The sequence below is a fragment of the Nocardioides convexus genome, from assembly GCF_011090295.1.
The window spans coordinates 1,722,107-1,742,476 of record NZ_JAAMYA010000001.1 but is presented as its reverse complement, the minus strand read 5'-3'; the positions used below and the strand labels follow the sequence as shown (position 1 = coordinate 1,742,476).

Genomic DNA, 20,370 nt, shown 5'->3' with positions numbered 1-20,370 from the left:
CCGCCGTTGAGCAGCAGGGCCAGCAGGCTGTGCGGCGCCGTTGCAGGTCGCCGCGCCGGTGCCGTTGGTCACCGAGGTGCACACGAGCTTGCCGCCCACCCGGAACTCCACCGGTACGCCGGCCAGCGGCCCGCCACCGGCGGTGACCGTCGCGCGGAGCAGGCCCAGCGGCAGGCCCAGCGGATTCAGCGAGACCACCGCCGCGTCCGCCTTGGTCACCGTCGCCCGCTTGGCGATCGTCAGGCTCTTGGCGGCGGAGGTGCTGCCGTCGAAGGCCGGCGCCCCGCTGTAGACCGCCCGCAGCCTGGTGGGTGCCTGCCGGGAGCGCGGCAGTGCTGAGCCTGCGCGGTGCCGGTCGTGGACAGCGGCACGGTGCCGAGGTCGGTGGTGCCGGCCCGGAAGGTGACCGTGCCGCCGGGCACGCCGAGGCTGTCGTTCGCCGCGGTGACCTTCGCGGTGAGGGCCACGGTGTCGCCGTAGGTGGCGCTGCCGGGGGCCACCGTGAGGGTGGTCGTGGTGGCGACCTTCGAGACCCGCTGGGTGAGCCTCGGCGAGCTCCGGGGTGAAGTGCACGTCTCCGGAGTAGAGCGCCGTCACCGTGTGCGTGCCGGGTGCGAGGTCGGAGACCGCCGGGCCGGTGACGGTGCCGTCCACCGACTCGAGGGCGTCGCCCAGCGGCTGGCCGTCGACCGCGAGCCTGGACGTAGCCGGTCGGCGAACCGGTCCCGGCGACCTGGGAGCGGACGTCGACGCGGAACCGGACCGTGTCACCCACCTGTGCGTCGGCCTTCGTCGAGGTCAGGTCGACGTCGACCCCGGCCGCCCGGACGGTCTGGACGAGGATGTCCCCGCTGCCCGCGAAGCCAGGCTCCGGCGTGAAGGCCGCGATGACCGTGTGGTCGCCCGGGTCGGGCGAGGCGAGGGTCGCGCTCTCCGCGACACCGTCCTCGACCTCCACCGGGTCCCCGAGGTCCTGGCCGTCCACGGAGAACTGCACCGTGCCGTGGGGGCTGCTGTCGCCGGCGGCGACCTCCGCGCGGAAGGTGATCAGGTCGCCGTACGTCGACGGGTCGGCGCTGGAGGACAGCGTGGTCGTCGTCGCGACGACCGCCGTGCCCTCGATCACCGTGTGGCTGATCGGGGAGGCCGCGCTGCCGGTGTAGTCGTCGTCGCCGGCGTAGGTGGCGGTGAGCTGGTAGGAGCCCGGAGCCAGGTCGGAGACCTCCAGCACGGCGCTGCCCCCGGACAGCGGCGCCGAGCCGATCGACTCGCCGTTGGCGGCGAAGTCGACCGTGCCGGTCGGCGAGCCGGAGCCGGGGCTGAGGGCCGCGACGCTCGCGGTCAGCCGGACCTCCTGGTCCTGCAGCGACGGCGACGGGCTGGCGACCAGCGCGACGGTCGTGCCGGCCGGGCCGACCTGCTGCTGCACCTGGTCAGTGCCCGGCAGGTAGCGCCCGCTGCCGGCGTACGACGCCGCGAGGGTGTGGGTGCCCGCCGTGAGCGAGGTCAGCGGTGCGAAGCTCGCCGCGCCGTTGACCAGTGCTACCGGGGAGCCGACGGGGTTGCCGTCGACGAGCAGCCTGGACCGCGCCGTCCGGCGTACCGCCACCGGGGGAGAGGACGTCGACCGTCGCGGTGACACCCACGGCCTCGCCGGTGACCGTGCTGTCGTCGGTGGCGCTCAGGGTGATCGCGACCGACGCCTTGCTGACGGTCACGGTGCGCGGGGAGGCCGAGCTCGGACCGAACACGTCGTCGCCGGCGTAGGTCGCCACGACGGGGTTGCTGCCCACCGGCAGGGTGGTGACCGTCGTGCTGGCAGCGCCGTTGCTCGCGACCGCGGCGCGGGCGACCTCGGTGCCGTCGACGGTGAAGACCACCTCGCCGGTCGGCGTGCCGCCGCTGGCGGAGACGTTCGCGCCCAGGGTGACCGGCTGCCCGGTGACCGCGGCGGCGGGGTCCACCGTCGAGGTGGTGGCAGTCGGCTTGAGCGGCTCGCGGACCCGGAAGGAGACCGCTGCCGAGGTGCTGCCGGTGTGGTCGCTCGTGCCGAGGTAGACCGCCGTCACGGTGTGCTCGCCCAGGCCCAGCGTGGAGAGTGCGGCACTGGTGGCCGAGCCGTCGGTGAGCGCGACCGCGGCGCCGAAGTCGGAGCCGTCCACGCGGAACTGCACGCTGCCGGCCGGGGTGCCGCCGTGGCTCGGGGTGACCCTCGCGTCGAAGCGCACCGGGTCGCCGACGGTGACGACCGCCGGGTCGGCCGCGACGGTGGTCGTGGTGGTGATCGTGCCGACGCTGAACGCGGAGGTGGTGCTCGCCGCCTCCAGGCCCCCGTCGCCGGCGTACGACGCGGTGAGGGTGGCGTTGCGCGGCGGCCCGGCCACGGCGAGGGTGGTCGTCGCGACGCCCTGCGCGTCGGTGGTCGCCGTGGCGGTGGCCCCACCGGAGAGCGCGAAGGTGATCGTCTTGCCCGCGACGTTGCCGCCGGCCCGGTCCAGGAGCGTGGCCGAGACGGTGGCGCTGCTGCCCTGGGCCGCGCCCGCGTCACCGGTCGAGGTGATCGCCGAGCAGTTCTTCGGCGTGACGAGGAGCGTCGAGGTGCTGGACGCCCCGCCGACGGTGGTGACGACGCCCCAGGCTGCCGCGGACGCCGCTGCGCTGGTAGCCGTCGGGCTCGGCCGGTGCCTGCAGCGTCGCGCTGTAGCCGCCGCCCGCCGTGGTGGTCGTGCTCGTGGTCGCGCTGGCGCCCGGCGTGACCGGCGAGCGGTCGAGGGCCACGTTGACCGGGATGCCGGCCGCGCCGCTGCTCAGCCGGCCAGTGATCGTCACGTCGCCGCCCGCGCACGTGAGCGAGGGGGTGATCGTGCTGGTCAACGTGGTGGCGGGGGTGGGAGTGCTGGCCGAGGAGAGCCTTCTGGTCGAGCGTGAGCGACCCGCCGTCGAGCGGGATCTCCAGCAGCAGGCGGGCGGCCGAGCGGTGCGTGGGGGAGTACCAGAAGGTCTCCCGGGTGGCGCCGTCCGCGCTCTGCTGGCGGGCCTTGCGGGTGCTGATGGTGCCGGCCGGGACGGCGACGTTCTCGTCCACCACCGTGGTCGGGCCGTCGAAGGCGAGCAGGCCGTCGAAGTCGGAGGAGCCGCTGCCGCCGAGCGAGCCGGCGTCGTAACTGAAGCCGCCGGTGTAGTCGACGTCCGTGTCGTTGACCCACGAGTTCGCCCGCCTCGGTCGGGAACTGGGTCAGCCGCCAGCCGCGGCGCGGGTCCATCGAGAGGTTGATGGTCGCGGTGATGTTCGTGGAGAGGATGGAGACCTGCGCCTTCGCCGAGAGCGACTGGTTCTGGGTCTCCTTGAGCAGCGCGAGGTCGGAGCGCCGCATGAAGCGGGTGCCGGTGACGCTGCCGGAGAAGTTCGAGAGCGTCGCGTTGCCGACGCCGTCGACGGCCGCCGTGCCGTTGCCGCCGGTGATCGTCCCGGTCAGGTTGAGCCTGTACGCCGGCTGGCCCTGGTAGGTCTCGACGCCCGCGACCGTGTAGGTCACGTTCTCGTTGATCGTCACGTTGGTGCCGTCGGCGGTGTAGTTGAACACCGTGGCGTAGGTCCACGCCCAGCCGGTCGACCAGGCGGGGACCTCGTCGCCGCTCGCCTGGGCCGCCTGGGCGGGTGCGGAACCGGACGCCGCCAAGGTGGCGACCACGGTCGCGAGGACGCTCAGCCAGGCCATCCGTCGGCGGAAGGCGCGAGCCGCGCGGTGGCGGTCTCGGGGCTGAAGAGGCTGGTCGATCGGCGCTGGGAGCATGCGTCACCGTCCCGTGAGTGGGGGGTGCCACCCGAGAGGAACGGACACGGGAGCCCGTGTGGCGGAGGGAGTGGCGGGAGTCAACCAGGTCTGTGACGACCCGCACAGTCCTTTTGTGAAAGTCGTTCATGTTTTTTCGCCAAAGGGTCTCCAGAGCGAGCCCGAGGGGTTACCGAATCGCCGCACGGCAGGGCGCCCCGTAACCTTGCTCCTTGTGGCAGGCCCCGACTACGACGCCGAGATCAAGCAGCCTGACTGCGACGATGCACACCATCGAGCAGGTCCTCGACCTGCCCAGGATGGAGCAGGAGATCGCGGACCTCGGCGTCCAGGTCGCCGCACCCGACCTGTGGGACGACCAGGACAACGCCACTCGGGTGACCGGGCGGCTGTCCTCCCTGCAGGGCCAGGTGGAGCGCTTCCGCGGCCTCCAGCAGCGCATCGACGACCTCGCGGTGCTCGCCGAGTCTCGCGGTCGAGGAGGGCGACGCCGACACGCTCGCCGAGGCCGACACCGAGCCTGGCCCGGATCAAGAAGGCCGTCGAGGGCCTCGAGGTGCGCACCCTGCTCTCCGGCGAGTACGACGAGCGCGAGGCCATCGTGACCATCCGATCCGGCGCGGGCGGGGTCGACGCGGCGGACTTCGCCGAGATGCTGATGCGGATGTACACCCGCTGGGCCGAGCGCAACAAGTACCCCGTCGAGGTCTACGACGTCTCCTACGCCGAGGAGGCCGGCATCAAGTCGGCCGAGTTCGCGATCCACGCGCCGTACGCCTACGGCACGCTCTCCGTCGACGCCGGCACGCACCGACTGGTCCGGATCAGCCCGTTCGACAACCAGGGCCGGCGGCAGACCTCCTTCGCCGCCGTCGAGGTCGTGCCGCAGCCTGGAGCAGACCGACGAGATCGAGGTCGACGAGAACGACATCCGCACCGACGTCTTCCGCTCCGGCGGTCCCGGCGGTCAGTCGGTCAACACCACCGACTCGGCCGTCCGCCTGACCCACATCCCGACCGGCATCGTGGTGTCCTGCCAGAACGAGAAGTCGCAGCCTGCAGAACAAGGCGGCCGCGATGATCGTGCTCAAGGCCAAGGCTCCTCGCGAAGAAGAAGGCCGAGGAGGCCGCGCTCAAGAAGGACCTCAAGGGCGACGTCGCGGCGAGCCTGGGGCGACCAGATGCGCAACTACGTGCTCAACCCGTACCAGATCGTCAAGGACCTGCGCACCGGCTTCGAGACCGGCAACCCGCAGGCCGTCTTCGACGGCGAGATCGACGGCTTCCTGGAGGCCGGCATCCGCTGGCGCCGTGGCGCGGAGACCGCCGACGCCTGAGTCTCACCGCTCCCGCCGCCGCCAGGCCTCCTGCGCGGCGGCGTCGAAGACCACCTCCGCGCTGGTGAACGCGACGACGGCGCCGAGCGCGCCCACCACCTCGCCGGCGAGGAGCAGCACGCCGGCCGTGGCGGCGCCGAGCCCGCGCCAGGCCCAGCGGTGCTCGAGCGAGAAGTGCACCAAGCAAGTCAACATCATCGACATGCTCGATGAGAAGGCTCAGCGCGCGGTGACCCGCACCGATGCGCTGCTGTAGGGCCCCCAGCCCATCCGGTTGCACGCGCGCACCCGCACGACCCAGCGCCCCTTGGGCAGGGCGAGGGAGATCTTGTGGGTGCCCGCGCCCAGCGTCTTGGCGGTCGCCGTGCGGGCGACGACGCGACCCCGCGCCCCCACCCGGTACGCCGAGACGAGGTACCGCGTCACGGGCGCCCCGCCGAGTGCCTGGGGCGGGCGCCGGGCGGCCACGATCGTGCGCCGGCCACCCCGGGCGCCGGACGCCGCGGCGGGGCGGCGCGGGGCTCCGGGCCGGGTGGTCGTGGTCGGCGTGCTCCGCGGCGGCGGGCTCGGGCTGCCGACGGACGGGTCGACATTGCCCGTGCAACCGGAGACGAGCACCCGGTAGGCGCCGATGCTGCCGTAGGCGTCGTACCCGCCGGCGGACCAGGCCTTGCCGGAGCCGGTGCCCGACACGACGAGGTGGTAGGGCCCGCCGCTGAGCGGCATCGAGATCGTCGCGGAGAGCCCGGTGACCCCGCTGGTGGCGCGGTAGGTGTCCGGCGCGGCCGCGGCGAGCACCGTGCCGGCCGCGTTGCGGACCTGCAGCCCGACGTCGAGGTTCGCCCCCACGTCGGCGGGCTCGGCCTGCACGGTGACGGTGCCGGAGCAGTCGGTCACCGTCATCCAGTCGGTGTCGGCGGCGCTGGTGATCACGCCGCGACCGCCGCTGAGGGAGGAGAGCGGCACGGCGGTCGCGGCGTTGCCACCGGCCTCGTCAGGGCGCGGGCCGATGCCGTTGGAGCGCATCACGGCGAGGTCGTCCTCGTGGTTGTTGGCGCCGTTGTAGGCTGCCGCGCGACCACTGGCTCACCCCCGAGGTGTACGGCGCCCCCATGATCGGCCCCCACAGCGACGTACCGCTGTAGTAGCCGCTCGAGGAGGTCCCGTCGTGGTTGAGGCCCAGGGTGTGCCCGGCCTCGTGGCTGCCGGCCTCGGCGAGGTTCTTGGCGCGGTTGCCCAGCGAGCCGGGGAACACCCAGGCGGGGCTACGGGTCTCGCCGCTGGTGATCGCGTCGTAGGTGCCGATCCAGGCGATGCCGCCGCACCCGCCGCCGCACAGTGCGTCCTGCACCTTGCTGCCGGAGGTGAACGCCACCCGGGTCCCGTACGTCGGGTCGTCGACCGAGCCCCGGAACAACCCGCCGTAGGCCGGCTCCTCGGTGGTGACGTCGACGTCGAAGGGCGCGAAGTCCTCGGCCATCCGCTGCCAGGTCTCGATCACGACGGCCCGTTCGGTCGCGGAGAAGGCCGCGGAGCCGTCGAGGGACCACCCGGGGTAGAGCACACTGGCCAGGCCGTTCTTGAGCCAGGCGTTGGTGGACAGCAGACTGCCCGCCGTCGAAGTCGAGGTACACCGTCTTCGCCGCTCCGCGCCGGCTGTGCAGCCGGAACGCGTCCGTGGTGGCGTACGACGCCCCCGCCGCGGTCGTCGCACGGGTGAGCAGGCTCGGCCCGACCGGCCCGACCGGCGGGGCCGGCCAGTCGTCGACGGCGAAGGTGGTGCCGTCCACGGCGCTCACGATCGACGGGTCGGGGTCGGGGGCCTGCTCCAGTGCCGTGGCGGGCACTGCGAGACCGGCCGCCGAGACGGCCAGGGCCGTCAGAGCAAGGAGACCAGGACGCAGCATGCCTGGTCATTCGGCGCTGCGCGGTCCTGCTTGATGAGGGACCCGGGTCCTGACTTTCGGCGGTGCGCTCAGGCGTCGGGGGCGGACGCTGCCCGTGCCACCGCGACGCACCACCGGCCGGTCCGGGCGACCAGGTCGGCCTGCGGCACCGCGACCGGCTGGGTGAGGGAGCAGGCTGAGCCACGCGTCACCGAAGAGGCCGCGGTAGGACGCCGTGCGCGCCGTGCCCGCGGTGCACACCAGCGCCACCGACGGCGCGCCGAAGTCCGGCGCGCCCGGGGTGGCCGCGCAACCCTTGGCGGGCGCTGCCTTGGCGATCTCCTGCGCCCGGGCACCGGTCACCGGGGGAGCGAAGACCCAGGCCCGGGCGTCGCCACCGTCGGCCGCGGTCCACACACAGCCGTACTCGTGGGCCACGTCACCCTGGGGGAGCGGCTTGGCCTGCTGGCCGTTGCCGTACTCGGTGAGGTCGCCCGCTCCGCCGAGGGCCTCGGTGACGCCCTCACGGGGCACCACCGAGCAGAACGGCGCACGGCGCACGACGGCGGTGGCGGTGTCGAAGTCGGCGAGGTCGGTGCCCTGGTACGACGCGACCTCCGGGGCCGGCGTACGGTCGCCCGCGACCCCGACGCCGATGCCCACCGGCACGAGCGTGAGGAGTGCTGAGAGACCCAGCGCGCGCAGGACGGTCGACACGTCGGTCCACCCTAGGACATGGCTCCCAGGCCGACGCACCGGAGCCCGGGCCTCCCCGGCCGGCACAGGTCCGTGGCGTACCGTCAGGTCAGTGATTCGCTTCGAGAAGGTCACCAAACGCTATGCCGGTCCGGGGAAGCCTGCACTCGAGCAGTGCACCCTGGACATCGACAAGGGGGAGTTCGTCTACCTCGTCGGACAGTCCGGCTCCGGGAAGTCGACCGCCCTCCGGCTGGTCCTCCGCGAGCCTGCGTCCCACGACCGGCCGGGTCTACGTCGCCGGCAAGGAGATCAACCGGATGGCCGGCTGGAAGGTGCCGCGGCTGCGTCGCCAGATCGGCACCGTCTTCCAGGACTTCCGCCTGCTCCCCAACAAGACCGTCCGCGAGAACGTCGCTTTCGCCCAGCAGGTGATCGGCAAGTCCCAGCGCGACATCGACAAGGTCGTGCCCGCCACCCTCGAGCCTGGTGGGCCTCAAGGACAAGGCCGACCGGATGCCCGACGAGGCTCTCCGGTGGTGAGCAGCAGCGCGTCGCCGTCGCCCGGGCCTACGTCAACCGGCCGATGATCCTCATCGCCGACGAGCCCACGGGCAACCTCGACCCGCAGACCTCGGTCGGCATCATGAACCTGCTCAGCGACATCAACCAGACCGGTACGACGGTGGTCATGGCCACCCACGACCACGGCATCGTCGACCAGTTCACCCGCCGGGTGATCGAGCTCGAGCACGGCCGCGTCGTGCGTGACGAGGCCGGCGGGAGCCTACGGCTTCCAGCACGAGGAGGGCTGAGCGATGCAGGCTGCGCTATGTCTTCACCGAGGCTCCGCAACGGCCTGCGGCGCAACCTGTCCATGCACCTGGCCGTCATCGTCACCCTCTTCGTGTCGCTGACACTGGCCGGGATCGGGATCCTGGTCCAGCGCGAGGCCTCGATCACCGTCGACGACCTCGGCAACGAGCCTGCAGATCCAGGTCAACCTCTGCGCGCCGGACGACCCGTCCCTGCGCCGCGGCGTGGCCAACTGCTCCAGCGGCGAGACCACCGACGCCCAGAAGCAGCGCATCGAGCAGGAGCCTGAAGGCCAGCCCCGAGGTCGAGAGCCTTCGCGTTCCAGACCAAGGAGGAGGGCTTCCGGCTCGCCTACGAGCGCGCCAAGCGCAAGGACCAGGCCTCGGCGTTCGAGGGCGACAACCCCGTCGTGACGCCCCAGAAGTGGCCCGCCGCCTACAAGGTCACCTTGAAGTCGCCCGAGCGCGCCGACGGCGTGATCAGCGCCGTGGAGGGCCTCGACGGCGTCTCCGGCATCGTCGACCAGCGCGAGGTGCTGCGCCAGGTCTTCGGCATCATGACCGTGCTCAAGTACGGCTCCTGGATCGGCTCGGGCCTGCTGCTCTTCGCCGCGCTGCTGCAGGTGGCCAACACGATCCGGCTGGCCGCGCTGGCGCGCCGCCGGGAGATCGGCATCATGCGCCTGGTGGGCGCCTCGACGCTCTACATCGCCCTCCCCTTCCTCCTGGAGGCCCTGGTCACGGCCATCATCGGCGTCGGCCCGGCCGCCGGTGCGCTCGCGGCCTTCCAGGTCCTCGGCGTGGAGCGGGGGATGGCCGAGCGGGTCACCTTCCTGCCCTGGGTCGACTGGGGCGACTACGGCGAGGCGCTGATCGGCGTCTTCCCGCCCGGCATCGTGATCCTCGGCCCGGCGCTCACGCTGATCCCGACACTCCTGCTGACGAGGAAATACGTCAAAGTCTGATCCTCGGCGGTTACCGTCGGTTCGTTCACTTCCCCGAACACTGATTGGTCGTACCGTGCGCTTCTTCCCCAGCGCCCCCTGGCTCCGCCGTACCCTCGATCGGATGCCGGCTTGGGCTCATCCCCAGTGGCTCGTCACGATCCTCGCCGCCCTCGTGGCCGTGGTGGGACTCACCGTCCCGCTCGCCCACGCGGACGACGACCGTGACGACCTCAAGCACAAGCAGAGCCAGGTCAAGGGCCAGATCTCCTCCGTCAAGGGCGAGATCCACGAGGCCAGCGCCCAGGTCGCGAAGATCTCGGGGCAGGCTGGCGAACGCGCAGAAGCAGGCTCACCGCGGCCCGCACCCGCTACACCGCGGTCCGTGGCCAGTCTCGCCACCGCGCAGGCCGCGGCCGCGGCGCTGGCGACGAAGCCTGGCGGGTGCGCAGGCCAAGGCTCGTCGCGGCCCAGGCCGCGCTGGACAAGGCCAAGGCCGCCGTCGCCGGTCAGCGCGAGGCGAGCCGGGACACGATCATCACGATGGCCACGGGGGAGAACCCGGACCTGGCCCTGCTGTCGGCGTACGCCGACGGGGAGTCGATGGACGAGGTGCTGCGCAGCCTGACGGCCAACGGCGTCATCACCGGCCGCCAGCAGCAGACCCTCGACCAGGCTGGTCGTGGTGCAGAAGCGACTCACCACCCAGGAGGCCGCGGTCCGCGACGCCCGCAACGACGTGGCGGCCGCCAAGTCCGCCGCGGACGCCAACGTCGTCAAGGTCGCCGGGCTCGTCAACCAGGCCTCCACCGCTGCCGTCCAGGTCAGGCTCGCTGGTCAACCGCACCTCCAGCGCCCGGGCGGCGGTGGTCCGCGCCCGTGCCGCCGACCAGGCCGCGCTGCGCCGGCTCCAGGCGCGCGAGGCCTCGATCAAGCGCAAGATCATGGCGCTGTCCCGCAAGCAGGGCGGCAGCCTACAACGGCGACACTGGCGGGCTGCTCGCCAAGCCCGGCCCGGGGCCGGTCACCTCGCCGTACGGATGGCGGATCCACCCGATCTACGGCTACTACGGCCTCCACAACGGCATCGACTTCGGCACCGGCTGCGGCGCGCGGCTGGTCGCGGGGGAGTCCGGCACCGTCGTCGACAAGTACTTCGACGAGGTCTACGGCAACCGTCTCTACCTCGCCATCGGCAAGGTCAACGGTGCCTCGATCGTGCTGGTCTACAACCACATGAGCGGGTACGCCGTGGGCGAGGGCCAGCACGTCAAGCGCGGCCAGGTCGTCGGGTACTCCGGCTCCACCGGCTGGTCCACCGGCTGCCACCTGCACTTCATCGTGATGCGCAACGGCGAGGCCGTGAACCCCGCCCCCTACCTCTGACCAAACCCGTTGCGCCGCTCTGGGAGAATGGCGGAATGGCCAAGGCGAAGTCGGGAGCGACCCTCAACAAGGGGGACGACAACGGGCACAAAGCTCGTCGCGTCCAACAAGAAGGCGCGCCACGACTACCACATCGAGGACACCTTCGAGGCCGGGATGGTGCTCCAGGGCACCGAGGTGAAGTCGTTGCGGATGGGCCGGGCCAGCCTGGTCGACGGCTTCGTCGACATCGACGGCGGGGAGGCGTGGCTGCACGGGGTGCACATCCCGGAGTACGCCCAGGGCACCTGGACCAACCACGCCGCCCGGCGCAAGCGGAAGCCTGCTCCTGCACCGCGACGAGATCGACAAGATCGAGCGCAAGGTCAGCGAGAAGGGGCACACCGTGATCCCGCTGGCGCTGTACTTCGTCAAGGGGCGGGCCAAGATCGAGATCGGCCTCGCCAAGGGCAAGAAGTCCTGGGACAAGCGGCAGGCCATCGCCGAGCGCACCGCCGACCGCGAGAAGGAAGAGGCGATCGGCCGCCGGCTCAAGGGCATGCGTGACTGACGCCCCCGAGGTCCGGGCCTTCTGGGAGGCGCTCGGGCTTCCCGGGCTGATGGACCTGCACGTGCACTTCCTGCCGCCGAACATCCAGCGCGCGGTGTGGGCGGTCTTCGACGAGGCCGGCCCGAAGATCGGCCGGCCGTGGCCGATCCGCTACCGGCAGTCCCACGAGGAGCGGGTCGCGCTGCTGCGCGAGTTCGGGGTCCGGGCCTTCCCGACGCATCCCTACGCGCACAAGCCGGGCGTCGCGTCGTACCTCAACGACTGGTCGCGGGAGTTCGCCGCGACCGCGCCGGACATCCTGCGCTCGGCCACCTTCTACCCCGAGCCCGAGGCGGCGTCGTACGTCGCCGAGGGGATCGCCGACGGCGTCCGGATGTTCAAGATCCACCTGCAGGTGGGCGAGTTCGTCGCCGACGACCCGCTCCTCGACCCGGTCTGGGGCGTGCTCGAGGACGCCGGCACCCCGGTGACCGTGCACGCCGGTTCCGGTCCGGTCGGCAACGCCTTCACCGGACCCGACTCGGTGGCCCGGCTGCTGCGCCGCTTCCCGCGGCTGTGCCTGGTGATCGCGCACATGGGCGCCCCGGAGTACGACGACTTCCTCGTCCTCGCCGAGACCTACGCGAACGTCCACCTCGACACCACGATGGTCTTCACCGACTTCTTCGACGAGGGCGGCGCCTACCCGGCGGAGCCTCCTGCCGCGGTTGGTGGACCTCCAGGGCGAAGGTGCTGCTCGGCTCGGACTTCCCGACCATTCCCTACCCGTACCACCACCAGGCTCACCGGGCTGGCCCGGCTGGACCTGGGGGACGACTGGCTGCGCGACGTGTGCTGGCACAACGCCGTACGGCTGCTGCAGACTCCTTGAAAGCGAGGGGTTCCGCACGGGTGGGCCTCGTGCTGGACTGACGCGCATGCGCGCCCGTCTCCTCGGTCCTCGCCGCCCTCCTCCTGTCCCCCCTCGGCCTCGTCGCCCCCGCCTCCGCCAGCACCGGCGGGACGCCGGACGGCGACCTCCACCCGAACGTCGGTCTGATCGCGTTCTACGACGCCGGCGGCCGCTTCCGCTGCTCGGCCACCCTGGTCAGCCCCACCGTCCTGCTCACCGCCGCGCACTGCACGTCCGGCACCCTCGGCAAGACGCTGGTGACCTTCGACAGCGTGATCGCCCTGGCGCCGCCCTCGCCGCTGCCCGTCGCCGCCGACCCCGCCGCGGGGTACACCTCCGCCGAGTCTCGCCGCGGCCGGCTACCTCTCCGGCACGGCGTACACCCACCCGGCGTACAGCGACTTCACCGACCTCGACAACTGGAACGACGTCGGCGTGATCGTCCTCGACCAGCCGGTCACCGGCATCGCCCCCGCTCCCCTCGCCGGCCTCCACGCGGCCGACGCGGTCAAGGTGCCGCGCAAGACCCTCTTCCGCGCCGTCGGCTACGGCACCGAGGTGCGCAAGCCCGAGTCCGGCCCGCAGAAGCCCACGCCGATGAGCCTACCCGCTGCTGCGCCGCTACGTCGACATGCCCGGGCAGAAGATCACCGCGCAGATCATCCAGGCCAACGGCAACGAGAAGGACCCCTTCGGCACCGGAGGCACCTGCTTCGGTGACTCCGGCGGCTCGGTCTGGCTCGACGGCAAGGTCGTCGCCGTCACGTCGTACGGCTACACCGACAACTGCCGCTACCTCGGCGGCTACCAGCGCGTCGACATCCCCGTCGTCCGCGACTGGCTGGCGGGCTTCGGCCTCTGAGGACCGCTCCCGCGGGCCTGCCGGGAGTAACCGGTGGGCCCGCGGCGTTGCGGACCGGTAGACTGACGTCTTCACAACTCAAGAGGGGCTGATCGGTTTCGACTTGGGACGTTTGTCCCAGGGGAAGCGGGTCGAGGAGCCAGCGTCATCTCGTAAACGATCGCTGGAAACCAATAACTGCCAACGCTAAGCGCAGTTCCTTCGCTCTCGCTGCCTGAGCAGTGATCGAAGCGTCTGACCGGGCATCCGTCTCCGTCCCGGACCCAGGCGTCATCTAGGAGACTCGCTGCGTCACTCTCGCCGGGAGGGTGGCGCGGGACTCAAACCCGGCTGGGCCTGTCGGCGACGTGTCAGTGCGAGCGCCGGGGCCGAGAAAATGCCAGCACTGACTGCACCCGGAGAAGACCTGGCTCGACGCTCGAGGACCGGGGTTCGATTCCCCGCAGGCTCCACTCTTCACCATGCCGCTCACGGGCCTCGTCCCGTGGGCGGCGTGCGTGTTTCCGGCCCCTGCACGCCGCAGGTCGGCAGGGCGGAACATCCGCGATGTGAGACGTTCCTCCGCAAGTCTTCCGGTCATCGGTGTGATCCGGTTAACAATTTGTCGATCCGGGGACAGCGGACGTCGACTCATCTCCCTCACATCGAAAGGAAGTTCTCGGGATGAATCGTTCCCTGACCCGTCGTCTCCCGGCCCTGGTGGCCGCGACGGCGATCGCCGCACTGGGCCTCGGTGCCCCTGCCCAGGCGCAGTACGACGCCGACCACGCGCCGACCGCGCAGCCCTGCCTCGAGCGCGACGGCCACGGCGGCGCCGCGCGCGGGCGCCACGAGGACCACGCACCGGTGAGCGCGGCGAAGCGAGCCGCGATCGAGAAGCAGACCGCCGCCCGGCTGAAGAAGAAGGGCATCTCGTCGAGCCGTGCGGCGCTGACGGCCGCCGTCACCATCCCGGTCTACGTGCACGTGATCCGCGACGCCAACGGCAACGGCAACGTCACCGACGCGACGATCGCCCAGCAGATCGCCGTCCTCAACAACACCTACGCCGGCGGCGAGTCGTCCCAGGCCGCGAACACCGGCTTCACCTTCCAGCTGGCCAGCACCGACCGGTTCAACAACACCACCTGGCACAACGACCCGGGCGAGGAGGAGTCGGGCATCGGCTACCGCCAGCAGACCCGCAAGGGCGGTCGCAACGCGCTGAACATCTGGTTCATCGACATGGACGGCTACGGGATCGCGACCTTCCCCTTCGAGTACGACTCGCGCGACTCCCAGGGCAACCTGATCGGCAGCTACGACGGCATCCGCGTCGACTACGCCACCGTCCCCGGTGGCTCGGAGACCAACTTCAACCTCGGTGAGACCGCCACCCACGAGGCCGGTCACTGGCTCGGGCTCTTCCACACCTTCGAGGGCGGCTGCACCGGCGGCGACGACGTCGCGGACACGCCCGCCCAGCGCAGGCTCGAGCAGCGGGTGCCCGACCGGACGTGACTCGTGCACCGCTCCGGGCCTGGACCCGATCCACAACTACATGGACTACAGCCTACGACTCCTGCTACAACCAGTTCACCCCGGGCCAGAGCGCCCGGATGGCGACGTACTGGCAGGCCTGGCGGGCCTGACCCCGCGTGAGCTGCGGCCCGCTCGGCACTTCGGTGCCGGGCGGGCCGTCTGTGCGTCGTGCTGACGGGTACCTCACGAGAACCCACACCGAGGTGGGCGAACGAAAGGAAGCGTCATGGGCACTCTGTTGTGGATCGCCGCGGTGGTCCTGGTCATCGCCGGCATCGTCACCCTGATCCAGGGAAGCATCCTGCTCGGCATCGTGCTGATCGTCGTCGGCCTCCTGGTCGGCCCCGGAGGTGTCTCGATCTTCAACGGGCGCGGGGGCCGGACGGTCTGACCGCGCGACCGGGCGGCCGGGGCTAGCCCCTCGCCGCCCGGTCCACCGCCTCGTCGACCGGTACGTCGCCGCCGACCAGGTTCCACTGCCGCCCGACCGTGTCCGGGCGGTCCAGCACCGCGGCCAGGACGGCGGCGACGTCGGCGCGGGTGACGTCGCCGCGCTCGACGTCCGGGCCGAGCGCGACCCGGCCGGTGGCGGGATCGTCGGTGAGCCGACCGGGGCGGATGATCGTCCAGGCGAGCCGGCTCTCGCGCAGGGCGATGTCAGCGTCGCGCTTGGCCTCGACGTAGGCCGCCCACACCTCGTCCGTGCCCGCGGGCACCGGCTCGTCCACGCTGATGGCGGAGACCTGCACGAACCGGCGGATGCCCGCCCGAGTGGCTGCCTCGATCGACTTGACGGACCCGCCGAGGTCGACGGTGCGCTTGCGCTCCTTGTTGCCGTCCGGGCCGCCGCCCGCGGCGAAGACGATCGCCGAGCAGTCGGCGAAGGCCGCCTCGAAGTCCTCGAGTGAGGCGTTCTCGATGTCGAGCAGGCGCACCTCCGCCCCGAGCTCCTCCAGCGCGGTGCGCTGCTCCTCCGAGCGGACGAGGGCGACGGGCACGTGGCCCTGGGCGACGACGAGGGGTGCAGCAGCCGGGCGATCTGGCCGTTGCCTCCGACGATGGCGACGAGCATGGATCCAATCTACGGAGGGGCCGGTGAGGGGGTGAGAGACGCTGCCTTGCAGCGTCCTCCCAGGAGATCTTCAGGTTCCGCCAAGGTTTTACACAGAATTCGGTGACAGTTCCTGCCTCACCGTGGCATCGTTCGGGCGTTACGAGCGCGGACTGCAGGGGCACGGGGCCCGGCGCGAGCTCGTTGGGGGTTCTCGGGCATGGGTCATCTGTCGGGTCGTTCGTCGCGCGCGCTCTTCGCGCTCATCCTCGTTGTCCTGGTCGCCCTGGTCCTGCAGCAGGCACCGGCCCTCGGCGAGCCGGCGGCCGGCGCGGGTGTCGCCGCGCACAAGCCCAAGCCGGCGCCGAGGCAGTCCGACCGCGGCACGGCGGCGGGCAAGTCCCATCGCGTCGACGGCAAGAAGAACACCCACGTCCCGCGTTCCCTGCGCTCCTACTTCCCGGTGGCCAAGCCTGCGACCGGGCGCAACGTCGGCAAGGTCGAGACGGCTCCTGCGCCGACCACCGGGCGGTTCGACCCGAGGACGAGCAAGGAGATCGCGTCGCGTCGTACCGCGACGACGAAGACCTTCGCCAACGCTGACGGCACCGAGACGACCGCGATCGCTCCCGGTCCGCTGAACTACCAGGACGCCGATGGTGACTGGAAGCCGATCGACCCGTCGTTCGAGAAGGACTCCTCCGGCGACTGGGCCTCGACCGGCGGCGGGCTCGACATCGCGGTCGGCGGTGACCGGCTGGCTGAGGTCACCCTCGACGGCGACCGCTCGATCGGGTGGAGCCTCGCCGGTGCCCGGGGCGTGCCGCCCGCCGTCGACGGTGACGTGGCGACCTACCGCGACGTGCTGCGCGACACCGACGTCCAGATCCAGGCGCAGGCCGCCGGCGCCAAGGAGACGATCGTCCTGCGCTCGGCCCGCGCCCCGCGCGTCTTCGACTTCGACCTGCACCTGAACGGGTTGACCGCGCGCCTGGCCGACGGTCAGGTGAACCTGGAGGACGCCGACGGCGCGGTCGTGGCGACCATCCCGAGCGGCTACGCCACGGATGCCGCCGGGGTGACCTCGACCGCGGTGGACTACCGCCTCGTCGGTGACGACGTGCTCCGCGTGAGCGTCGACGCGGACTGGCTCGCCGCCCCCGAGCGGGCATACCCGGTGCAGGTCGACCCGACGGTGCTGACCCCGAAGCAGGCTCAAGGACGCCAGCGCGATGACCGTCCAGTCCGGCGGCGCCTACAACGGCTCGGCCGACTTCGAGGTCGGCGGGTCCAACAACGCGCGCACGTACCTGCGCTGGGACGTCTCGGCGCTGACCAACAACACGATCTACGGCGTCAACATGAGCCTGGTCAACTTCAAGTCCAACAGTTTGCACCCCTCGCGCCGTCGCGATCAACGAGGTCACCGAGAACTGGTCGATGACGCCGGGCTCCTACAACCTCGGGAACGCACCCGCGCTCGGCAGCAAAGCTCGACTCCACCTCCTTCGCCTACGGCTACGTGCCGGACCTCGGCACGTCGACCGACTGCCCGGTGCAGGGCTCGCTCTTCGAGCTCGGCGTCAAGGGCCGCGACATCGTGCAGGGCTGGGTCAACGGCGGCGCCAACAAGGGCTTCGCCGTCACCGGGTCGGGCTGGAAGAAGTTCGTCGGCCCGGGCTCGACGGCCAACAAGCCGACCCTGTACGTCACGCACAGCCCCTACAACGCGGCGTACAAGATCTCGAACCCCACGCCGAACCCGATTGTCATGCAGAACCAGAACGGCGCCATCAAGGTCACCGTCACCAACAAGAGCGCCTTCGCCTGGGCCGCGGGCGACTACTCGCTGCGGTACCGGGTCTTCGACGGCAAGGGCAAGTCGTACGCCGCGCTGACGAGCCTTCAACGCAGCGACGATGCCGGCCCTGGCCCGTGGCGCCACGACCACGGTGTCGGCGAACCTCAAGGCGATGCCCGCGGGGATGTACTTCCTCGACTTCTCGGTCGTTCGCAACAGCCCGCTGATCTGGTTCACCGACCAGCAGGTGGCGCCGGTACGGCTCGCCCTGCAGGTCTTCGACGTGCCCCCGGTCGTCACCCAGATGTACCCGCAGAACGGCTACTCCGCGCCCACCCTGCAGCCCGAGTCTGTTCGCGAAGGCCATCGACGTCGACGCGACGCCGGGCACCACGACGTACAGGCTTCAAGGTCTGCACCAACAGCGCGATGTCCGCCGGCTGCTTCACCTCGGGCACGGCGACGACCGCCTCCGGCTGGGTGGTGCCGTCCGGCAAGCCTGGTCTGGAGCACGCAGTACTTCTGGAACTTCACCTCCGGGCCGACCACCTCGCCGACGCTGACCTTCTTCACCGACGCTCCGCAGCCGGCGCTCACCTCGCACCTGGCAGGTGCGGCGTACGGCGCGCAGGAGCGCGAGTTCGACCCCTCGCTCGGCAACTACTCGACCGCCGCCATCGACGCCGCGGTGGCCACCTCGGGCCCGGACCTGACGGTCGCGCGGACCTACAACAGCGTCGACCCGCGTGCCGACGGGATCTTCGGTGCCGGCTGGTCGACCAAGTACGACGTCAAGGCCGAGAACGCGACCGGCAGCGCGCTGGTCACCATGCCCGACGGCCAGCAGGCGCGCTTCGGCCGCAACTCCAACGGCACCTACGCCGCGCCCCGGGGACGCAACGTCTCGTTCGTCGCCAACGGCACGACCACCTGGACGATGACCGACCAGGCCGGATCGGTCTACACCTTCGACCAAGCCAGCGGGCGGCTCCAGTCGGTGAAGGCGGTCACCGGGCGCGCCGAGACCTTCACCTACGACGCGGGCGGCAAGACCGACAAGGTCGTCAGCGGCAACAGCGGCCGCGGCCTGAAGTTCGGCTGGAACGCCGCCGGACGGGTGGGCACGGTCTCCACCCTCGACGCCGCGGGTGCCGTGGTGACGACCTGGACCTACACCTACGACGGCGCCCTGCTCACGAAGGTGTGCTCGCCGACCAACAAGCTGCACCGCCTACGAGTACGCCGACGGCTCGCACTACCGGACCTCCGTCCTCGACACGAAGCCCGACTCCTACTGGCGTCTGGGCGAGTCGACGGGCGACACCAAGGCCGTCAGCGAGGTCGCGGTCAACCTCGGCAAGGACGAGGCGACCTACGACGCCGGCGTCACCTTCGGCGCGCCCGGCGTCGTGGCCAACAGCACCAACACCGCCGCGACCCTGAGCGGCGCGCAGGCGATCCGGCTGCCCGGCGGGACGTCGAAGAAGAGCCGTGACATGACCGTCGAGTCTGTGGTTCAAGGCGGGCGCCTCCACGACGGCGATGCCGCTGGTCGGCTACCAGAACAAGGTCTTCGACGGCGCCACCGCGCCGACGACCGGCGTCCCGCTGCTCTACATCGGCGCCGACGGAAAGCCTGCGCGGCCAGTTCGCGGACGGAACGTTCGCCCCGACCACGTCGGTGGCCGCGGTCACCGACAACGCCTGGCACCACGCGGCCCTCACCTCGGTCGGCACCTCGACCACCCTGTACGTCGACGGCGTCAAGCAGGGTGCCTCGAAGACCTCGACGATCAACCACGTCGCGCTGACCTTCAACCAGGCTGGGTGCCGCCTTCGCGACCACGCCGGGCTCGTGGCCGTCGTACGGCACGGTGTCGAAGCGCTACTTCAAGGGTTCGATGGACGAGGTCGCGGTCTACTCCCACGGCCTCAGCGCCGGTGAGGTGACCGACCACTTCAAGGCCGCTGCCGGCACCAAGCAGGCTCACCAAGGTCACCCTGCCGAGCGGCAAGGTCACCTCGGAGGTGAGCTACGACGTCGAGACCGACCGCGTCAAGGAGTACACCGACCAGCAGGGCGGCACCTGGACGCTCGGCGCACCCCTGGTCTCCGGCACCACGACCGACATGCGCCGCACGGTCGTCGTGAAGGACCCGGCCGACCGCGTCTACCTCTACGAGTACGACGCGCTCGCCGGCTACCTGCTGCGCTCTGCGCTGCCCAACGGCAACGGGGTGCGCCCGCAGGACGCCGAGCGGTGTGCGGCTCCCTCGGCGCAGGACCCGCGGTTCTGCGCGCCCGCACCGGACGACCCGGACAACATCCAGGCTCTGGGACATCTCCGGCTCCGACATCCGCTCGATGGACTACAACGCCGACGGCCAGATGACGGCGGTCTACAACGAGATCGGCGATGTCGTCACGATGAAGTACGACGCGCGCGGCAACGTCACGGAGCGGACCACCTGCCGCACGGCGCCGGGCGTCTCGCCGGCGGACTGCTCGACGTCGTACACGACCTACCCGACGTCCACGTCGGGCTACGGTGCGCTGGACCCGCGCTGGGACAAGCCGCTGACGAAGGTCGACCCGCGGGCCGGCCTCTACTGGGCGCCCAGCTACATCACGGAGTACACCTACAACGAGGCCGGTCAGCCTGCTCACGCAGACCACGCCCTCGCCCGAGCCTGGGCAAGGTCACCAACACCTACGCGGGTGCCAGCGAGCCGGCGGTCGACGGCGGCTTCATCCCCCTCCGGGCTGCCCCTGACGACCACCGACGCGTCGTCGGCGAAGACCAGGCTTCGCCTACTTCCAGTCCGGTGACCTCG

26 protein-coding genes, 1 other RNA gene and 3 pseudogenes are annotated in these 20,370 nt (G+C 71.3%); 23 read left to right on the top strand and 7 right to left on the bottom strand.

Annotated features, from left to right (window positions below):
* The first annotated feature begins 842 nt into the window (after positions 1-842).
* Positions 843-1,163: a hypothetical protein gene (locus tag G5V59_RS12990; RefSeq protein WP_278256706.1), complete on the top strand. Its 321-nt coding sequence runs from the start codon at positions 843-845 to the stop codon at positions 1,161-1,163.
* A gap of 111 nt (positions 1,164-1,274) precedes the next feature.
* Positions 1,275-1,451: a hypothetical protein gene (locus G5V59_RS12985; protein WP_278256705.1), complete on the top strand. Its 177-nt coding sequence runs from the start codon at positions 1,275-1,277 to the stop codon at positions 1,449-1,451.
* On the opposite strand, the gene G5V59_RS12980 is transcribed toward G5V59_RS12985, so the two are convergent.
* Positions 1,434-2,384: an Ig-like domain-containing protein gene (locus G5V59_RS12980; RefSeq protein ID WP_278256704.1), complete on the bottom strand. Its 951-nt coding sequence runs from the start codon at positions 2,382-2,384 to the stop codon at positions 1,434-1,436. The two genes, G5V59_RS12985 and G5V59_RS12980, sit on opposite strands and share 18 nt — an antisense overlap.
* Between G5V59_RS12980 and G5V59_RS12975 the strand changes: the two genes are divergently transcribed.
* Positions 2,359-2,928, top strand: a complete 570-nt coding sequence (locus tag G5V59_RS12975; RefSeq protein WP_278256703.1) for a hypothetical protein — start codon at positions 2,359-2,361, stop codon at positions 2,926-2,928. The two genes, G5V59_RS12980 and G5V59_RS12975, sit on opposite strands and share 26 nt — an antisense overlap.
* Here G5V59_RS12975 and G5V59_RS12970 read toward each other — a convergent pair.
* Positions 2,871-3,794, bottom strand: a complete 924-nt coding sequence (locus G5V59_RS12970; RefSeq protein WP_278256702.1) for a hypothetical protein — start codon at positions 3,792-3,794, stop codon at positions 2,871-2,873. The two genes, G5V59_RS12975 and G5V59_RS12970, sit on opposite strands and share 58 nt — an antisense overlap.
* Positions 3,795-4,057: 263 nt before the next feature.
* On the opposite strand from G5V59_RS12970, the pseudogene prfB reads away from it, so the two are divergent.
* Positions 4,058-5,131: pseudogene (gene prfB / locus G5V59_RS12965) on the top strand (peptide chain release factor 2).
* Between the two features lie 3 nt (positions 5,132-5,134).
* Here the strand turns inward: prfB and G5V59_RS12960 are convergent.
* The 4 genes from G5V59_RS12960 to G5V59_RS12945 form a co-directional block, all read right to left on the bottom strand.
* The gene (locus tag G5V59_RS12960; protein WP_278256701.1) at positions 5,135-5,311 is read right to left on the bottom strand and encodes a hypothetical protein; all 177 of its coding nucleotides are present in this window, start codon (positions 5,309-5,311) and stop codon (positions 5,135-5,137) included.
* Between the two features lie 39 nt (positions 5,312-5,350).
* Positions 5,351-6,160 carry a hypothetical protein gene (locus G5V59_RS12955; protein ID WP_278256700.1) on the bottom strand — a complete coding sequence of 270 codons (810 nt, stop codon included), beginning with the start codon at positions 6,158-6,160 and terminating at the stop codon, positions 5,351-5,353.
* Complete coding sequence (locus G5V59_RS12950) at positions 6,126-6,695, bottom strand: M12 family metallo-peptidase (RefSeq protein WP_278256699.1); 570 nt, start codon at positions 6,693-6,695, stop codon at positions 6,126-6,128. Before G5V59_RS12950 ends, G5V59_RS12955 begins: the two co-directional genes overlap by 35 nt.
* Before the next feature lie 349 nt (positions 6,696-7,044).
* Positions 7,045-7,734 carry a hypothetical protein gene (locus G5V59_RS12945; RefSeq protein WP_278256698.1) on the bottom strand — a complete coding sequence of 230 codons (690 nt, stop codon included), beginning with the start codon at positions 7,732-7,734 and terminating at the stop codon, positions 7,045-7,047.
* Positions 7,735-7,825: 91 nt separating this feature from the next.
* Here G5V59_RS12945 and ftsE point away from each other — a divergent pair.
* The 13 genes and pseudogenes from ftsE to G5V59_RS12880 form a co-directional block, all read left to right on the top strand.
* Positions 7,826-8,488 (top strand): annotated as a pseudogene (gene ftsE, locus G5V59_RS12940) (cell division ATP-binding protein FtsE); the annotation flags it as partial.
* Positions 8,489-8,938: 450 nt separating this feature from the next.
* Positions 8,939-9,493 (top strand): FtsX-like permease family protein, encoded by a 555-nt coding sequence (locus tag G5V59_RS12935; protein WP_278256697.1) that lies wholly within the window; start codon positions 8,939-8,941, stop codon positions 9,491-9,493.
* Between the two features lie 103 nt (positions 9,494-9,596).
* Positions 9,597-10,100: a hypothetical protein gene (locus G5V59_RS12930; RefSeq protein ID WP_278256696.1), complete on the top strand. Its 504-nt coding sequence runs from the start codon at positions 9,597-9,599 to the stop codon at positions 10,098-10,100.
* Positions 10,016-10,858 (top strand): M23 family metallopeptidase, encoded by an 843-nt coding sequence (locus G5V59_RS12925; RefSeq protein ID WP_278256695.1) that lies wholly within the window; start codon positions 10,016-10,018, stop codon positions 10,856-10,858. Before G5V59_RS12930 ends, G5V59_RS12925 begins: the two co-directional genes overlap by 85 nt.
* A 27-nt stretch (positions 10,859-10,885) precedes the next feature.
* Positions 10,886-11,408, top strand: a pseudogene (gene smpB, locus G5V59_RS12920) (SsrA-binding protein SmpB).
* Positions 11,401-12,279 carry an amidohydrolase family protein gene (locus G5V59_RS12915; protein WP_278256694.1) on the top strand — a complete coding sequence of 293 codons (879 nt, stop codon included), beginning with the start codon at positions 11,401-11,403 and terminating at the stop codon, positions 12,277-12,279. The pseudogene smpB and the gene G5V59_RS12915 overlap by 8 nt, the downstream one beginning before the upstream one ends.
* 46 nt (positions 12,280-12,325) lie before the next feature.
* Complete coding sequence (locus G5V59_RS12910) at positions 12,326-12,739, top strand: hypothetical protein (RefSeq protein ID WP_278256693.1); 414 nt, start codon at positions 12,326-12,328, stop codon at positions 12,737-12,739.
* Positions 12,740-12,813: 74 nt separating this feature from the next.
* Positions 12,814-13,020 carry a hypothetical protein gene (locus tag G5V59_RS12905; protein WP_278256692.1) on the top strand — a complete coding sequence of 69 codons (207 nt, stop codon included), beginning with the start codon at positions 12,814-12,816 and terminating at the stop codon, positions 13,018-13,020.
* A complete protein-coding gene (locus G5V59_RS12900) occupies positions 12,932-13,162 on the top strand; it encodes a trypsin-like serine protease (RefSeq protein ID WP_278256691.1) in 231 nt (76 codons plus the stop codon). Before G5V59_RS12905 ends, G5V59_RS12900 begins: the two co-directional genes overlap by 89 nt.
* A gap of 84 nt (positions 13,163-13,246) precedes the next feature.
* Positions 13,247-13,617: a transfer-messenger RNA gene (gene ssrA, locus G5V59_RS12895) on the top strand.
* A gap of 208 nt (positions 13,618-13,825) precedes the next feature.
* Entirely contained in the window at positions 13,826-14,662 is an 837-nt protein-coding gene (locus tag G5V59_RS12890; protein WP_278256690.1) for a zinc metalloprotease, read from the top strand.
* A complete protein-coding gene (locus G5V59_RS12885; protein WP_278256689.1) occupies positions 14,659-14,793 on the top strand; it encodes a hypothetical protein in 135 nt (44 codons plus the stop codon). Before G5V59_RS12890 ends, G5V59_RS12885 begins: the two co-directional genes overlap by 4 nt.
* 116 nt (positions 14,794-14,909) lie before the next feature.
* Positions 14,910-15,074, top strand: coding sequence for a GPGG-motif small membrane protein (locus G5V59_RS12880; RefSeq protein ID WP_278256688.1), 165 nt, complete (start codon positions 14,910-14,912; stop codon positions 15,072-15,074).
* 22 nt (positions 15,075-15,096) lie between these two features.
* On the opposite strand, the gene G5V59_RS12875 is transcribed toward G5V59_RS12880, so the two are convergent.
* The gene (locus tag G5V59_RS12875; RefSeq protein ID WP_278256687.1) at positions 15,097-15,681 is read right to left on the bottom strand and encodes an NAD(P)H-binding protein; all 585 of its coding nucleotides are present in this window, start codon (positions 15,679-15,681) and stop codon (positions 15,097-15,099) included.
* Positions 15,682-15,954: 273 nt separating this feature from the next.
* On the opposite strand from G5V59_RS12875, the gene G5V59_RS12870 reads away from it, so the two are divergent.
* The 6 genes from G5V59_RS12870 to G5V59_RS12845 are packed head-to-tail and all read left to right on the top strand — an operon-like array spanning position 15,955 to position 20,365.
* Positions 15,955-17,178 (top strand): hypothetical protein, encoded by a 1,224-nt coding sequence (locus G5V59_RS12870; RefSeq protein ID WP_278256686.1) that lies wholly within the window; start codon positions 15,955-15,957, stop codon positions 17,176-17,178.
* Positions 17,175-17,762: a hypothetical protein gene (locus G5V59_RS12865; protein WP_278256685.1), complete on the top strand. Its 588-nt coding sequence runs from the start codon at positions 17,175-17,177 to the stop codon at positions 17,760-17,762. The genes G5V59_RS12870 and G5V59_RS12865 overlap by 4 nt, the downstream gene beginning before the upstream one ends.
* Complete coding sequence (locus tag G5V59_RS12860) at positions 17,654-19,030, top strand: DUF6531 domain-containing protein (protein WP_278256684.1); 1,377 nt, start codon at positions 17,654-17,656, stop codon at positions 19,028-19,030. Before G5V59_RS12865 ends, G5V59_RS12860 begins: the two co-directional genes overlap by 109 nt.
* Positions 19,031-19,077: 47 nt before the next feature.
* Entirely contained in the window at positions 19,078-19,485 is a 408-nt protein-coding gene (locus tag G5V59_RS12855) for a hypothetical protein (protein WP_278256683.1), read from the top strand.
* Positions 19,437-19,928 (top strand): hypothetical protein, encoded by a 492-nt coding sequence (locus G5V59_RS12850; protein WP_278256682.1) that lies wholly within the window; start codon positions 19,437-19,439, stop codon positions 19,926-19,928. Before G5V59_RS12855 ends, G5V59_RS12850 begins: the two co-directional genes overlap by 49 nt.
* Complete coding sequence (locus G5V59_RS12845; protein WP_278256681.1) at positions 19,901-20,365, top strand: RHS repeat domain-containing protein; 465 nt, start codon at positions 19,901-19,903, stop codon at positions 20,363-20,365. Before G5V59_RS12850 ends, G5V59_RS12845 begins: the two co-directional genes overlap by 28 nt.
* Positions 20,366-20,370: the final 5 nt, after the last annotated feature.